This is a genomic window from Marinobacter daqiaonensis (genome assembly GCF_900115285.1).
Classification (GTDB): domain Bacteria; phylum Pseudomonadota; class Gammaproteobacteria; order Pseudomonadales; family Oleiphilaceae; genus Marinobacter; species Marinobacter daqiaonensis.
In genome coordinates this window covers 1,281,315-1,296,759 of the sequence record NZ_FOYW01000001.1, presented here as the reverse complement: position 1 = coordinate 1,296,759, position 15,445 = coordinate 1,281,315, and the positions used below count along the sequence as shown (strand labels likewise).

The 15,445-nt window shown below is 61.2% G+C and carries 13 protein-coding genes; 9 read left to right on the top strand and 4 right to left on the bottom strand.

Annotated elements, in window-relative coordinates:
• The first annotated feature begins 8 nt into the window (after positions 1-8).
• On the top strand, positions 9-869 hold the full coding sequence (locus BM346_RS05940) for an NAD-dependent protein deacetylase (protein ID WP_092013385.1): 861 nt from the start codon (positions 9-11) through the stop codon (positions 867-869).
• A 203-nt stretch (positions 870-1,072) separates the two neighbouring features.
• Here BM346_RS05940 and BM346_RS05935 read toward each other — a convergent pair whose 3' ends face one another.
• Positions 1,073-2,851 carry a GMC family oxidoreductase N-terminal domain-containing protein gene (locus BM346_RS05935; protein WP_092009745.1) on the bottom strand — a complete coding sequence of 593 codons (1,779 nt, stop codon included), beginning with the start codon at positions 2,849-2,851 and terminating at the stop codon, positions 1,073-1,075.
• Positions 2,851-3,786 carry a hypothetical protein gene (locus tag BM346_RS05930; RefSeq protein ID WP_092009743.1) on the bottom strand — a complete coding sequence of 312 codons (936 nt, stop codon included), beginning with the start codon at positions 3,784-3,786 and terminating at the stop codon, positions 2,851-2,853. The genes BM346_RS05935 and BM346_RS05930 overlap by 1 nt, the downstream gene beginning before the upstream one ends.
• 486 nt (positions 3,787-4,272) lie before the next feature.
• On the opposite strand from BM346_RS05930, the gene cfa reads away from it, so the two are divergent.
• On the top strand, positions 4,273-5,427 hold the full coding sequence (gene cfa / locus BM346_RS05925) for a cyclopropane fatty acyl phospholipid synthase (RefSeq protein WP_092009741.1): 1,155 nt from the start codon (positions 4,273-4,275) through the stop codon (positions 5,425-5,427).
• Between the two features lie 193 nt (positions 5,428-5,620).
• Positions 5,621-6,736: an acyl-CoA dehydrogenase C-terminal domain-containing protein gene (locus BM346_RS05920; protein ID WP_092009739.1), complete on the top strand. Its 1,116-nt coding sequence runs from the start codon at positions 5,621-5,623 to the stop codon at positions 6,734-6,736.
• Positions 6,737-6,763: 27 nt separating this feature from the next.
• Here BM346_RS05920 and BM346_RS05915 read toward each other — a convergent pair whose 3' ends face one another.
• The gene (locus BM346_RS05915) at positions 6,764-7,561 is read right to left on the bottom strand and encodes an undecaprenyl-diphosphate phosphatase (RefSeq protein WP_092009737.1); all 798 of its coding nucleotides are present in this window, start codon (positions 7,559-7,561) and stop codon (positions 6,764-6,766) included.
• A 293-nt stretch (positions 7,562-7,854) separates the two neighbouring features.
• On the opposite strand from BM346_RS05915, the gene BM346_RS05910 reads away from it, so the two are divergent.
• From BM346_RS05910 to BM346_RS18045, 5 genes are all read left to right on the top strand, one after another.
• Positions 7,855-8,097 (top strand): hypothetical protein, encoded by a 243-nt coding sequence (locus tag BM346_RS05910; protein WP_092009735.1) that lies wholly within the window; start codon positions 7,855-7,857, stop codon positions 8,095-8,097.
• A 129-nt stretch (positions 8,098-8,226) separates the two neighbouring features.
• Positions 8,227-8,499 (top strand): hypothetical protein, encoded by a 273-nt coding sequence (locus BM346_RS05905; RefSeq protein ID WP_092009733.1) that lies wholly within the window; start codon positions 8,227-8,229, stop codon positions 8,497-8,499.
• Between the two features lie 215 nt (positions 8,500-8,714).
• The gene (locus BM346_RS05900) at positions 8,715-10,733 is read left to right on the top strand and encodes a PhoX family protein (protein ID WP_092009730.1); all 2,019 of its coding nucleotides are present in this window, start codon (positions 8,715-8,717) and stop codon (positions 10,731-10,733) included.
• 190 nt (positions 10,734-10,923) lie between these two features.
• Positions 10,924-12,588: a methyl-accepting chemotaxis protein gene (locus BM346_RS05895; RefSeq protein WP_092009728.1), complete on the top strand. Its 1,665-nt coding sequence runs from the start codon at positions 10,924-10,926 to the stop codon at positions 12,586-12,588.
• A gap of 50 nt (positions 12,589-12,638) precedes the next feature.
• The gene (locus BM346_RS18045; protein WP_227662879.1) at positions 12,639-12,998 is read left to right on the top strand and encodes a DUF4870 family protein; all 360 of its coding nucleotides are present in this window, start codon (positions 12,639-12,641) and stop codon (positions 12,996-12,998) included.
• A gap of 74 nt (positions 12,999-13,072) precedes the next feature.
• Here BM346_RS18045 and BM346_RS05885 read toward each other — a convergent pair whose 3' ends face one another.
• Positions 13,073-14,398, bottom strand: a complete 1,326-nt coding sequence (locus BM346_RS05885; RefSeq protein ID WP_227662880.1) for an MFS transporter — start codon at positions 14,396-14,398, stop codon at positions 13,073-13,075.
• Between the two features lie 203 nt (positions 14,399-14,601).
• On the opposite strand from BM346_RS05885, the gene BM346_RS05880 reads away from it, so the two are divergent.
• Positions 14,602-15,441: a 23S rRNA (adenine(2030)-N(6))-methyltransferase RlmJ gene (locus tag BM346_RS05880; protein ID WP_092009726.1), complete on the top strand. Its 840-nt coding sequence runs from the start codon at positions 14,602-14,604 to the stop codon at positions 15,439-15,441.
• The last annotated feature ends 4 nt before the right edge of the window (positions 15,442-15,445 follow it).

Sequence of the window (15,445 nt, the reverse complement as noted above, 5' to 3'; positions counted from 1 at the left end):
CTGTTCCCATGCCCAGCACCGGCCCTGAACCGGTAAAAGTGCCTCCGGCGGTCGCGGCGGAACAGCTGGCCGAGTTCATCAGCCGTCATCCGCGCCTCATGATTCTGACCGGTGCCGGGGTCAGCACCGATTCCGGAATTCCCGATTACAGGGACGAGGCGGGAGCCTGGAAGCGCCGCCAGCCGGTACAGCACCAGGCCTTCATGACGCAGCCGCAGACGAGGCAGCGCTATTGGGCCCGTAGTCTGCTGGGCTGGCCGGTCATGCGGAACGCCCGCCCCGGTGAGGCCCATTATCAGCTTGCCAGCCTGGAAGGCAGCGGTTACTCGGGCCTCCTGGTGACCCAGAACGTTGACCGGCTGCACCAGAAAGCTGGCAGTCAGCAGGTGATCGACCTTCATGGCCGGGCCGACGAAGTCATCTGCATGGCATGTGATTACCGTTGCGAGCGGGACGAGGTTCATGAGCGATGTGCCGAGCTGAACCCGGGCTACAGGGGCCTGTCGGCTGAAGCGGCGCCGGATGGCGACGCTGACCTGGAGGTGGACTTCAGTGATTTCCGGGTTGCGGACTGCCCGGCCTGCAGCGGAATCCTGAAGCCTGACGTGGTCTTTTTCGGCGACTACGTGCCCAAAAGTCGGGTTGATCGGGCCCTGGACTACCTGAAAGAGGCGGATGGCCTGCTGGTGGTCGGGTCATCGCTGATGGTGTATTCGGGCCTGCGATTCTGCCGTTACGGGAAGGAGTGGCACAAGCCCATGGCTGCCCTGAACCTGGGCCGGACCCGCGCCGACGAGATCCTCGATTTGCGGCTGAATGCCCGGATCTCCGAGACGCTGACTCTCTGCAGGAGCTTCCTGACTGCCTGAGGCGCTTGGCCCCTGAAAGCCTTGAGGGCAAGCAGCAGGTCAGCGAATCGGCCAGCCGGGACACTCGTACCTGACTCTCGCCAAAAAAAGGCCCGGCGAAACGCCGGGCCAAAACGACACTCTGCGAGCAGAGTGTTACCCCCAATGGTCGCCGGAAATCCGTCCCGGCTTGCAGGCACCCTCCGCTGGTGCTGTGGTTCTGATCAGATGCCCCGGTTGATGACGGCCTGGGTGACCGCATCGTCGATGGAGCAGATCGGGGTTTCACCGCCGACCCAGACGTCGCCTCCGAAATACTGCTGGAAGATCTTTTCAGCGGTACGGGTGGCCAGGGCCTGGGTGCTCAGGGTGGGGTTGGGACCGCCCAGTGAGTTGGGCAGTGCGGAGTTGTCGGCAATGAACAGCCCTCCGACCGCCCGGGCCTCACAGTTTTCGTCCAGTACCGAGTTGCGACGGTCGTCGCCCATACGCATTGAGGACTGGAGGTGAAGCAGCACCGGTGTCCAGTCAGTGCGCACGATCTTGGTAGCGCCGGCAGCCCTGAGGATCTCCGCCGCCTTGTTGGCCAGATACTCCCGGTTGCGGAAGGTGCGGCGTGAACGGCGGCGCTTGTCGATATCGACCCTTGCCACCGGTCCCTGCTTGTCCTTGAACACCCGGGAGACATCCACCTTGTTCTGATGTTCCACATCGTCGTCAGTGAGGATCAGGATGCTCATCTGGTTGTTGATGTTGGACATCATCTCCTTCAGCTCGGTGCCATAGGCCCGGCCGGCCTTGCCGTCCCAGGTTCCCTCGAGGCCAAGGCCGTTGTCGTAGGCGCCCCGGATACCGCTGTCGCTGGCGGCCAGGTTGTTGGCGGCAACACCCGGGGTGTTGGCGGTGTTCTGCATGGCGCCATAGCCCGGGAAGTCGGCGCGGGAGGAACAGGATGTACCAGTGGCACCGCCCACATCGTGGTCGAAGATACCGGTTACCCAGTCGAGTGCATGATCGGTGAGGCCACGGCCAACCCAGCCATTGGGATCGGGCAGGTCGCTGTTGTGCCACAGTCGCGGGTTCTCGATACAGCCACCGGCCATCACCACGACCTTGGCGTCCTCGCTGTGAATCTCTCCGGTGTTGACGTCGCGCCATTCCACACCGGTCGCGGTCTGCAACCGGCCTCCCCAGCGAGGGTCAGTCAGGATGCGGGTGACATAGGCATCGGTCACCAGGGTGATCGCCTTGCCGCCTGGCTTCCACAGGTCGGCGGTCAGTGCCATGGGCATGTAGCTGTTGTCCGTGGAGCGACGGGCCTTGAGGTTGCGTGGCGCCGATTTCGGCAGCATGCAGCCCTGGAAGCAGTGGCCACACAGTGTGCAACCGGTTGCGTCCGGATAATTCAGCTGGGACGGGTCGCTGGTGCGCCCCGCATTGCCTCCCGGCTGCAGGATGGCATTCTCCTGGGGCCGGAAACCGGCATGGGTGATGTCCTTGCCGGTAATCGGGGTCAGGCCGGCAGCGGTGGCGGCATCGAAGAAGGCCTGTTCCTTGGTGCCCATGGCAGCGGTCTGTACCGGCAGCGTGGCTTCGGTCCACTCATAGTAGCGGCGCATTTCCTCGTAGCTGAACGGGAACTGGTGCCTGTAGTCGTACATCCAGCGGTCACGTCCCCGGTAACCGGCGAATACGCCGGGCATGGCCCGCGGGCTGTTGCCGTAGTAGTGCAGCGTTGTGCCGCCAACGCCGGCCACCTGGGAGAAGTTGCCTGGCGTTACCAGTTCCCTGAACCATGCCGGTTTGGCCGGGTCGGCCGGGCCGAAGCGGAACTTGCCGGCCAGGGAACTGTTCATGTGGTTTTCCAGGGCGGACCATTCCTGTTCCGGGTTGGCATGGCGGGCGCCTGCCTCCAGTACCAGGACGTCCAGGCCTCGTTCGGCCAGCTCTTTGGCAACAACAGGACCGCCGCCGCCAGCACCAATGATAATGACATCACGCATCAGACACTCCTCCGTCCCTGGTAATAACCGATAAAGTCATCGCTGCCGATACTGCTGGGAGGCGCATCGGGTGCGTACTGGCTCAACACCCAGCCCAGGGGCCGCTGGACCACTTCGCGGGTAGCGGGATCGAACACTGCGAATTCGTTATAGCTGGCGAAGCCGCCGATTCGCAGGATAAAGGAAACCAGGGAACCGATGACGCCCGGCGCCGCCTCCCGGAAGTCCCGGTCGGGAATGTTCCAGACGAGGGCGCGCTTGAGCCAGGAGTGGGGGCTTTCCAGCTCCTCGAACAGCTGTGCTTTCTGTTCCCAGCTCAGGTTGGCAAAGGGTGAGGGGAAGGGCCCATCCACGGAACCGGCGGCGCGGGTGGCGGCCAGGTTCAGCAGCAGGGCGGCCAGGACGGTATTGGAAGCCTCGCCCTCCAGGTAGTCGGTAAAGGTACTGTCGAGGTTCTCCAGGATCCATTCGCCGTTCTCGCCCACGTCCCCGGAGGCCATTTCCGGGATATCCATGGGGCTCAGGCTCAGGTAGGTGGCAATGGAAGCCAGCAGTTGTTGCATGAAAGCCGCCGGCAATGGAAGCAGGAGATTCACACCACCGGCCAGGTAGAGGTCCGCCCGCGTGGCAATGCCACCGGGGGCCGGAGTGCTGCGGCCCTGGTATTCGGAGTAGGGGTCGTTTCCGGGTACCGCAAAGGCAGTCAGGCCAAAAAAAGTATCGTCCCGCAGCTTGTCCAGCGCGGTCCGGAGCTGCTCCACGGTCCAGTCGACCGGTTCCACGTTTTCCTGAACGTTGTCCCTGTCTCGGCCCCAGCCGCGGCCGAAGGCCATGCCGGGATTCACGGCGACGGCCGCGCCGAGCAGGCCGGAGCCTATCAGCAGCTGCCGCCTTCCGGTATTGACGGGTGAATTTGACGGTTGTTTCTCAGACATAAGCACCTCCCTTGCAATCTTTTTTCAGGTCCACTGGATATGGCCGTGCCCGCCACAGGACCCTGTTTTTTTATTGAAGAAACCCGGTTTCCTCTGAGTCGGAGATGGCCTGACCTGCAGCCAAACCAGATCCTGGGAACCAAGGCTAGCGACTAATTAAGACTAAAAACGGAAATGTCTCGAAAAACAGGATATATCCTGACCCGAATGTTCAGGCTTGAGAACCAGGTGGCATTTCACCCGCAACGTGTTTATCGGTTTCATGGTGACGGGGAAAATTCTGCATGTCGTGATAGTGGTCATGAATAGCCGGCGGTCTCACCATTGGCTGTCGCTAATTAAAAATTTCGTCATTCGGGTCTATCTTGAAAATTGGGCTTCCGGAAAAGCCTGAACTCCCGAGCTTTCAGGTTTTTTCAGAGGCCCACGGCAAATGAATGGTGGATGGCTCACCGCTCTGTTCATTGATTCAGGAGGCTTGGTTACATGGAACTGGCAAAGCAATCGGGCAAGGCGAACCTCTCCGGGCGATCAGCCCTGCAGAACTACTTCAAGGAGTTGCTGGCGCAGGCAGATATCCGGGTTGGCGGGGACCGTCCCTGGGACATTCAGTTGAATTCTCCGCGCGTTGCCGAGCGGGTTTTCAGGGAGGGCAGTCTGGGGCTGGGAGAAAGTTACATGGATGGTGAGTGGGAAGTTCAGGCCCTCGATGAATTCATTCACCGCATTCTCAGGGCGCGACTCCAGAAGAAGGTTAAGCCGGCCCGGGTCCTGTTCCATTATCTCAAGGCACGGCTGTTCAACCATCAGACCGTTGCCCGGGCCCGGGAAGTGGGCGAGCAGCACTACGACCTGGGTAACCGGTTCTATGCTGCGATGCTGGATTCCCGAATGACCTACACCTGTGGCTACTGGAAGAACGCCACGGACCTTGAGCAGGCCCAGGAGGCGAAGCTCGACCTCATCTGCCGAAAGCTTCAACTGGAACCGGGAATGAAGGTTCTCGACATCGGCTGTGGCTGGGGCAGTTTCATGTCCTACGCCGCGGAACACTATGGCGTAAGTTGTGTCGGCGTCACCATCTCGAAGGAACAGGCCGAGTTTGCCAGGAAACGCTACCCGGACCTGCCTCTGGAGTTCCGCCTGCAGGACTACCGGGATGTGGATGAAACCTTTGACCGTATCGTCAGCATTGGCATGTTCGAACACGTGGGAAACAAGAACCACCGCTCCTATATGAAGGTGGCACATCATTGCCTCAGGGATGGGGGGCTGTTTCTGTTGCACACCATCGGTAAGAACGAGCGTGCCCCGGGAGCGGACCCCTGGATGGACAAGTATATTTTCCCCAACGGCGAGCTGCCGTCCATAGGCCAGATCGGCGATGCGGCGGACAACCTGTTCATCGTGGAGGACCTGCACAACTTCGGCCCCGATTACGACCGGACCCTGATGGCATGGTACGAGAACTTCGCGAAGGCCTGGCCGGAGTTCGCCAGCGAGCTGGGCGATCGCTTCTATCGCATGTGGCGATTCTACCTGCTGTCCTGTGCCGGGGTGTTCCGCTCCAGGGACATCCAGCTTTGGCAGTGGGTGTTTTCAAAGGGAGGCACGGAAGGTGTCTATCCACGGGTGACCTGAACGGCCCGCCCAGGATCCCGCTCCCTCAAAACCCGCCGGTGCCGTCCGTCGCGGGTGGGCAGGGGGCCGGAGTGTGTCCGCTGCTCTGGAACAAGTCGCGCACCTGTGCGAGGCTGTCTGCCCCTGCGCTCCCGGACCGGCATGGCCCGGCGATGAGCGATATCCAAAGCGGCGTAACTAGAGAGCGGTATCCATGGTTTCCAGTCAGGTAAGTGCCCGTGAGTTCCTTTTCCAGCTGTTCGATGTGCTGGACACTGGTGGCCTGGTGGCCAGAGATCGCTACCAGGAGCATACCCGCGAGTCCCTCAAGGCGGTGGTGGAAACCTTTACCCGGCTCTCCGGAGGCGAAACCGGGTTGGGTGATGACCGGGCCGAAGCCCTGGCGGATGGCTCCGTTGGTGTTGTACCGGAAGTGGTGCTGACTCTGGGTAATGGTCTCTATGATGCCGCCGGTCAGGGTTCCAGACTGTTCCGCACCCGCTCGGAGGACCTGCTGGCGACACCGGTGGCGGTTACACTGACCGCCTGGCAGGGTTTTCGGGTGGAGCTGGCCTCCCAGGACACGGCGGCTCTGGATGCCGCCGCCGCGGCGGATCAGCGCCGCCGTCTGCTGGTCCGAAAGAGCCGTTGCGAGGCGGCACTGGCCATGTGTCTATACGGTGCCTCCCTTGCGGAGAATGCCGCTACCCATCCCGATCCGCCCACCCGCCAGGCAGCCGAGCGCCTGCTGCAGTTCCTGACCCCCTTGTTGTCCTGGTGGCCGCTGGATGCCGCCTTCGTGTCCTCGTTGCAGGGAGCGGGCCGACCTGTTGCCGGCCTTTGTGTACCGGACCCCCGTCAGACCCGTGAGCTTGCCCGGGATTTCCTCGGCCTCCGGGTCTGGCAGCATCAGAGTCATGGTCTTCAGCTCCTTCTCCAGGCGCTTCAGGCGGATCTGGAAGCGGCGGTCACCCAGGAGACCCAGCAGTGGGCCCTGTCCCTGAGTGAAACCCTGCAGCGGGCCGTCAAGGTAACCCAGACGCTGGCGCAGGGGCTTCACCGGGATTCGGCGGAGCAGGTTCTGTGCAACGCCAACCGCTACCTGAACCTGTTCGGCGAGATCCTGGCCGCCTGGATGTGGTTGCGCCAGGCCAACGCCGCCGCCGGCAAGTTGAACCAGGCGGGCGTGACGGAGGAGGGTTTCTACCGTGGAAAACTGCAGGCAGCCCGTTACTTCTTTCACTGGGAACTGCCGGAGGTGGCCCAGGACCTGGTGCTGCTCCAGAATCAGGACAGCACCTGCCTGGACATGCGGACCGCCTGGTTCTGACCGCGGCCGGACAGGTTCAGACGTGGTTCAGGCAAACACGCCGATCAGGATGACGCCCAGAATGATCCGGTAGGCCACGAAGGGCATCATGCCGATGCGTTTGATGAAAGCCAGGAAATAGTGGATACACAGGTAGGCGGAAAGGCCGGAAAGTACCACGCCGGCCGCCACGGCTCCCCACTGGACCGGCTCCGGTGTCTCCAGCAGTGATTTTAGCTGAAGCCCGCAGGCCAGCACGATCACCGGAATGGACAGCAGGAAGGAAAACCGTGAGGCGCCCTCCCGGTTCATGCCCATGAACAGGGCGGCGGTGATGGTGATGCCCGAGCGGGATGTGCCGGGGAAGAGGGCCAGGGCCTGGGCACAGCCAACCACCAGAACGTCCTTCCAGGTGATCTGATACTCCGGTCGCGCGCCGCGGTGGCGCAGATCCGCCCAGGCAAGGGCCACGCCGAATACGATCAGGCCGGCGGACATGTAGAGCGGCGAACGCAGAACGGTTTCGATAGTGTCCTTGAAGGCCAGCCCGGCCAATCCTACGGGGATGGTTCCCAGCAGCACGGCCCAGGCCAGGCGGGCGTCAGCATCCGGCCGCCGGGTTCGCAGTGACCGGAACCAGCTGGTGCTCATGGTGGCCAGATCCTGACGGAAGTAGACAACCACGGCCATCAGGCTGCCCAGGTGGAGGGCGACATCGAAGGCAAGGCCTTGGTCGTCCCAGTTGCTAAAGACCGGGACCAGAATCAGGTGGGCGGAGGACGAAACCGGCAGGAATTCGGTAATACCCTGCACAAGGGACAGAATCAGAACCTGGAGCCAGTCCATGGGCCTTCCTGTAGTCAGCGGAATTGAATGGGGTCGAATCAGCGGGCGATATTCTAGACTAACCAGGCGGGCAGTAACAGGTGGCATGAGACACGCCGAAACTGGCTGGAGATCGCAAATGCTGGAAAATCCGGATGCCCTGAACCAGACTGTGGGGGATACTCCCTGTCCGGGGCCCCGATCCCGTCTGCGGACGGCGTTGCCGTCGATTTTTCCAACGACAAGAACCGGAGGTTCCCGGGTGGTTTCAGCCCGGGATTCCGACCGGTTCCCTTAATGTACAGGCATAGGATATGGCTGGAGCAAAGCCTTTTCTGGAAACGTCCCTGCGGTCAAAGCTGACCCGTTACATCCTCCAGCAACAGATGGTTGAGCTGGTATATCGGGACGCCTCGGGCCAGGTTCAGGTCGTCCATTCCCGCATCCGGGACCTGTTCACCCGCCCTGGCGGGGACTTCCTTGCCCTCGACAAGGGGGTGCTGCTTGCGGTGGACCACATACTCATCATCGACGGCCAGAACCTGAACGCTTATTGATATCCGGTAATCCGGCGGCAATGCAAAAGAAACCCCTCGCACCTTATCCTGTTGTGTGAATACACAGTCGATCAATCAGAATCGGAGGGGTTCTGAGCTGTGTCATCACCAACCAGAGAAGGATGACCGATGAAAAAGCTGACGCTGAGTATCTTCGCATTGATGTTGGTTCTTGGCCTTTCGGCCTGTAGCGACAACGATGAGGAAGGGGTGGATTTCGACCAGGCAGGCGAAAACGTTGAAGAGATGGCGGAAGACACGGCTGATGCAACGGAAGAGACCTATGAGGACGCCACCGGCACCCAGGAAGGTCCGGTAGAGCAGGTCGGTGAAACAATCTCCGAGACGGCAGAGGACGTGGGTGACGAAATCGAAGAGGGAACGGATGAAATGACCCAGTAAGCCGCCCCGAACAGACGACCAATAGACGGCAGGCCCTTGCGCCTGCCGTTTTTGTTACCCGGGCCTGCCCGTGGAACTACCCCGAACAGTAAAACAGGCCTCCCCTGAAACGTTTATTTCATGAAATCGCCAAGTTGGCGTCATCCCGGTGTCATGCAGGGTTTCCATCCTATGGTTTCGCAGGACTCCTACAACAGGCAGTGAGAGAAACCAAAATGGAAAATAAAGAACTCAGCATGATCAAGCTTGACCCGGAGCACGAACCGGTGGTGAATCACAGTGGCAACCAGCCATTTCATCAGGTCCTGGCCGCACGCATGCAGCGCCGGACCGTCATGAAGGGCTCCGTGGGCGCCGCCCTCGCCAGCTTCATGGGACTATCCCTGGTGGGTTGTTCCAGCGATGATGATGACGATGTCTCGGATGGTGGGAACGGTGGCTCGCAGCAAGTGTCACTGGGTTTCGAAGCCATACCAACAACCGATGCCAATGACATCACCGTTCCAGCCGGTTATACCGCGTCGGTGTTCCTGCCATGGGGCACTCCGGTTACCGGAAGTTACCCGGCATTTGATCTTCAGGCTAACAACACCGGTTCGGATCAGGAGCAGCAGGTTGGCATGCACCACGACGGCATGCATTATTTTCCCATTGATGTGAATGAGGGTGGCAACAGTTCGATTGAAGGATTGCTGGTTATCAATCATGAATACATTGATAAAGATGCGGTTCACCCGAACGGGCCTACCTATGATGATCGTGGCAATCGTCCCTTTGATGAGGTTCGCAAGGAAATAGCCGCCCATGGGGTCACTGTCGCCCACATCCGTCGGGACACCAATGGCCAATGGGACCTGGTGCATGGCAGTGCTTACAATCGTCGTGTTACCGGCGGAACCCCCATGGAACTCAGCGGTCCGGTACGTGGCAGTGCCAAAGTGGTGACGCCATACAGCCCGAATGGCACCCGCACCCGTGGGACCCTGAACAACTGTTCCATGGGCCCAACTCCGTGGAATACCTATCTGACTGCCGAGGAAAACTGGCACGGTTACTTTGTGAGTCGTGACAACCCCCTGCCCAAGGAGTTGAGTCGCGCAGGGGTCAAGGCAGAGTCCCGGTACGATTGGGAGCTGGCCGACAATCGTGCCGAGGAGTATGTTCGCTTCGACGCAACGTCGACCGGCGAATCAGCAAATGAAGATTATCGTTATGAGCCGAACAGCTTCGGCTTTATGGTGGAGATTGATCCCTTCGCCCCCGAGTCCACTCCGAAGAAGCGGACGGCCCTGGGTAAATTCGGCCACGAGGGCGTCATCTTTGCGCCGGCAACCGACGGTCAGCCCGTGGTTTGCTATTCCGGTGACGATCGCCGCTTCGAATACATCTACAAGTTCGTCTCCGCCCAGCCCTATTTCGCCGACACTGCCGATGGCAGCCTGCTGGACAGCGGGACTTTGTATGTCGCCAGATTCAATGACGACGGTTCCGGGGAATGGCTGCCCCTGTCCATGGACGATGCAGGCTTTGTCCAGAAGATGGAAAACGCGGTTGGTACCCCGGTGGGCGAAATCCAGTTCGATGGGCCATTCATAAATCAGGCGGACCTGCTGCTGAATACCCGTCTGGCGGCGGACATTGCCGGGGCCACGCCCATGGATCGCCCTGAGTGGGGAGCCATTGATCCGGTTACGGGGGAAGTGTACTTCACCCTGACAAACAATTCCCAACGTACCGAAGACCAGACTAACGCAGCGAATCCCATTGCAGAGAACCGTAATGGCCATATCATTCGCTGGAAGGAAGCTGGTGACGAGTACACAGCCACCTCCTTTGACTGGGACATTTACGTATTCGGCGGTGACGCTGGCACCCAGACCGTGGTCGGTGACAATGTCGTGGTTGAGCTGGATGAAACCAATATCTTTAATAGCCCGGATGGCCTGTGGTTCGACAATGATCGTCGGCTCTGGATCCAGACGGACGGCCGTTGGGGAGAGCCGTTTGGCAACAACATGATGCTGGCGGCCAATCCGGACACCCGGGAGATCAAGCGCTTTCTGGTCGGCCCCAGTAACTGTGAGGTCACCGGCGTGGTCACCACGCCTGACCAGACCAGCATGTTCTTGGGCATCCAGCACCCCGTGGCCTGGCCGGCCGGCTCTGCGGAAGGCCATCCACGCTCTTCTGTGGTTGTGGTAACCCGCGCCGATGGCGGTGTCATCGGCGCCTGATTGTGTGACGCCTAGTTTGTCTGAGTTTACGCCGGCACTTCGTGCCGGCGTTTTCAGTTCCCCGCCTGTCCATGATCGAATAGTGCTGTTAAATTACCTCTTTACACTAAAGTCGAAGTTATCACCTACTCCCAAACCCCTATGCTTTCCTGCTTATAATATGAACAAAAACCAAGAGTGAGAGGTTCACATGGGAGTTTCAAACCGGTTTCTGGCTGTAGCCGGTCTGCTGGCCATCGTCTTGGTGGCAGCGATCACAGCGGGCACCCTGGCCCTGGCAGGGGGGGGCGCGTGGATGGCGGCCGTGGTATCCGGGCTGGCAGCGCTACTGGTGATCGCGATTGCCTGGCGGCTGGTACTGGTGCCCTCGGAGCGGGCATTACAGGCGCTGGCTGAAGGCCGGCTCGATTCCTCCGATCCGCTTTATGCCCGCTTCCGGGGTTTGCTGAGGGATGCAGACACCGGCCGGGTGCTGACTGAGACCCTGTCGGCCTCAGCCGACCAGAACGCCATTTCCGCCGCCGAAGTGTCCTGGGCGGCGGACCAGATCAAGCAGCGCCTTGACCGGCAGGTGGGAGAGACCGGTCAGATGGCGGATTATGCGGGGCAGGTAACAGACACCGTAAGGGACAGTGCCCGGCGAGCCACCGCCGCGGCGGACGTGGCCCGTAGTGCCAGCCTGCTGAGTCGCGAGGGAAGAGTGGCACTTTCAGCAGCCATCGAGGAAATCCGGGCTGTTCATCGCCAGTCCGGTGAAAACCTGGCATTGATTCGCGAGCTGGACAGCCGCTCCGACCAGATCCAGGGCGTAACCTCCGTCATTGAGGATATCGCCAACCAGACCAACCTGTTGGCCCTCAATGCCGCCATTGAAGCGGCCCGGGCCGGTGACCAGGGGCGGGGCTTCGCCGTGGTGGCTGATGAGGTGCGTCAGCTGGCCGCCCGCACAACCGAGGCCACTTCGGAAGTCGCCGGCATGCTCGAAGGCATTCGCCAGGCCGCCAGCCGTATTCTGGCAGGCGTGGAAGACCTTGCCCGCACCGTGGATAAGGGCCTGGAGTCGGTACAGGCCGTAGGCGGTAACCTGGAGCGGATCGGCGAGGAAGCCAACAACCTGGAAGGGGAAGTGGTGGCTATCGCCGACAGCGATCGGGAGAACGAGCAGAACCTGGAGCAGATATCCCTGGGCGTCGAGACCCTGCGGGACGAAATGTCGGAAAGCGACCGTGGCGTGGGTGAACTGGCGAGCCAGGCCTCGCGGCTGATGGAGCTGGCCGAGAAGGCCAGCGCCGCCTTTGCCCAGAGTAGCAGCGACAGCTATCACCACTTCTTTTACGAGCAGGCAAGGCAGGGCGCCCGGGCCATTGGCGAGCGTTTTGGTGAGGCTCTGGAGCGGGGCGAGCTTAGCGAAAGCCAGCTTTTCGACCGCAAGCGAACACCCGTTCCCGGGACCCATCCGGCCAAGTATCACAGCGACTTCGACCGCTTCACCGACCAGGCGCTGCCGCCGATCCAGGAGCCTATTGCACATTCCCACGATGCCATGGTGTTTGCCATTGCCACCGCGCCCGATGGCTACGTGCCCACCCATAACCAGGCTTTCGCCCACGAACCCACGGGAGATCCCGCGAAGGATCTGACCCGCAGCCGCAGCAAGCGCCTTTTCAACGACCGTACCGGGGCCCGTTGCGGCAGCCACACCGAATCACTGCTGTTGCAGACCTACCGCCGGGACACCGGCGAAATCATGCACGACCTGTCAGTGCCCATTTACGTTAACGGCCGTCACTGGGGTGGTCTCCGGCTGGGCTACCGTCCGCAGAGTGGAAACGGCCGGGCCCGGGTATCCGCCTGATGGCCTTGGCGCTTATACTGGTGGCACATTCCAGGCAGTAAGGACAGACATTGACCGGAGACTACATCCCCGCCGGGGAACGGCAGCCAAAGCCCAGTGATGACCCGGTCTGGAGGCTGGTGGTGATCGTCTACCTGCTGCAGGCACTGGCCATTCCCACCAGCAGCCTGACGGCCCTGGCGGGCGTGATCATCAATTACCTCAAGATCGGTGAGGCCAGGAACAGCTGGCTTGAGGCCCATTTCCGATGGCAGATCCGCACATTCTGGCTGGGTCTGCTGTGGCTGGTGATCGGAACCGTCACCACCTTCATCATAGTGGGCTGGTTTATCCTGCTGGGTGCCGCCATCTGGTTCATCTACCGCGTGGTGCGGGGCGCCCTGGCGCTGAATGATGGCCGGGCACCCTGACCACATCGCTACAGGGCTCTCAGGGCCCGGGGCGCCGGTGGGTCAGCGAATCAGCCAGTCGGGACACCAGGCCATCAGTCGTTGCCCACGGAGACTTCCTTGAGGCCCATGGCACTGAACATGCCGGCAAGTCCCATGAAGCCGAGAACCAGGATGACAGCCACTTCGGAAATCAGCGATACCAGTGCCGTCAGACCACCGGTGGCCAGCAGCAGTAGCCCGATGACGGTGTTGCTTACCGAGGTGTAGTCCGTGCGCTTGTTGCCCCCGGCCATGTCCACCAGGTAGGTCTTGCGTCCAAGTCGCACCCCCGCATGGGCGATGCTCAGGACGAAAAAGGCGCCGGGATAGAACCACACTCCACCGAAAGGGCCACCGGCCAGCAATGTGGCAAAGCCCACCAGCAGGCAGATGCCGCTGGCAAGCATTGCCCCGCGGATCATTACCTGGCGGCTGCTGGCGTCGGCCATCCAACCCCACACACTGGCACTGAGGGAGCTGGCCAGGCTGGCGGCCAGAAGGAAGATGCCAAGCTGCCAGACGGAGCCTGTCTGCTGTTGTGAGAGCACAACGAAGTAAGGTGCGGCCAGGGCCGAACACAGGAGCAACGCCCGGGTGACCACGTAATGCCGGAAGAGCCGGTCAGTGCGGAGCAGGCCGAAGTTATCGACGGCCTCTTTCAGGGCGTTGCCGCCACCGCTGGTCTCACCGTCGTACTCGTCGACGGCGGCGAACAGGGTGCCGGCGATGACCCAGAGGCTGGCGGCGAGTAGCAGGAGCAGCGAATAGAACAGCATTGAGGGATCGCCCCGGTCCCAGAACAGCACTACTGTCAGTAGTGCGGTGAGTGCCCCCGCAAAGGTGGTGGCCAGGCCGGACAGCCGGCCCCGACGACCCTTGGGGATGCATTTGCCCTGCACGTCCTTGATCGCAACCGAGCAGAAACCCCGGGCCAGAGAAAAAATGACCAGGGCTGCCACCACAAGCCCCCCTGCGGCATAGCCTTCAAGAAACCAGACACTGGCGGCCATGACCACGACGCTGAGCGCCTGGCCAAAGGCCCCGAGGGTCCAGAACCATTTGCGGACCGGCTTTCGCCTGACCCAGGCGCCAATCACCATCTGTGGAATAAGTGAGCCGGATTCTCGGATCGGCACGAGCCATGCCACCAGTGCCGGTGCGCCCACGGCATTGAGGAGCCAGGCCAGCACGGTTTTGGGACTGATCAACAGGTCCCCTAGCTTGGTAAGCACCAGGCTGGCCAGTACCAGGAAGAAATTACGCGGTACCTCCCGGCAGGCCGAATCCGGCAGGTCGGTACAGGCGCGGGCGTCTTCCTCATTGGCAATCAGGCCATAGAGCCTGTCGGCGGTTCTCTCGCTGTTTATTGAACTTGCCAAGTGTTCAACCTCTGGAGTTGATGAATTTGGTGGGCCATAAAGTCGGAAAGATCCCGCCAGAATACCAATAAACGCCATCACGGCGCATTCTGGCGAGCCCCTGATCCTCCGGCCCTTGTCGTTGGAGCAGGCTTCGGGCCTAATAATGGCCGTGGCCGCCGGCCCATGTCCTGTTCACTGTTACGGAGCGAACGGCTGATTCGATGCTTAGTTACCTACATGAATTTCATGCCGGCAATTTTGCCGATGTCCAGAAACACGTCACCCTGATGCTGGTGCTGACCATGATGCAGGGCAAGGCCTCCGGCATCGCCTGTTTCGATACTCACGCTGGCAGCGCCCTCTATGATCTCGAAGGCGACAGGGCCCGCAAGACAGCGGAGGCGGAGCAGGGCGTCCAGCGGATATGGCGGATGCGCGACCAGCTGAGGTTACCGGATTGGCAGGCCTGGTTCAGCGTGCTGGATGCAGTCAATGAGGGCGGTAACCAACTGAACCGTTATCCGGGCTCGCCGGCCTGGTTTACCCATTGTCTGCGGCGGCAGGATACCCTCACCGCTTTTGAACTGCACTCCATGGAGTCGTCGCGACTTGCCCGATGGGCACAGCAACAGCGTCTCAGGGTGCTTCCGCAGGATGGTCTCAAGGGCCTGCTCGGCCAGTTGCCGCCACCGCAGCCCCGGCTGGCGGTCCTGGTGGATCCGTCCTACGAACTCAAGGAAGACTATGGCCGGGTCGCGGATACCCTCGCCAGGGCCTGGCAGCGCTGCCGGCATGGCGTGTTTCTGGTCTGGTATCCGATATTGACCGGTGGTGGCCATCGGGTGCTGCTTGACCGTATTGCGGCCGGGCCGGTTCGCAAGGTCTGGCAGCAGGAAGTCCATTTGGAGAACCCGCCGGAGAGAGGCATGACGGGGTCGGGGATGCTGGTGGGCAACCCGCCGTGGGGGCTGGATGAGCGCCTTGCCGCCATGCTCGACGCGGTCTCAGGGAACGAGGGTCTCAACATCAGCCGGCAACAGGCATGGCTGGTCCCCGAGTAGCCGG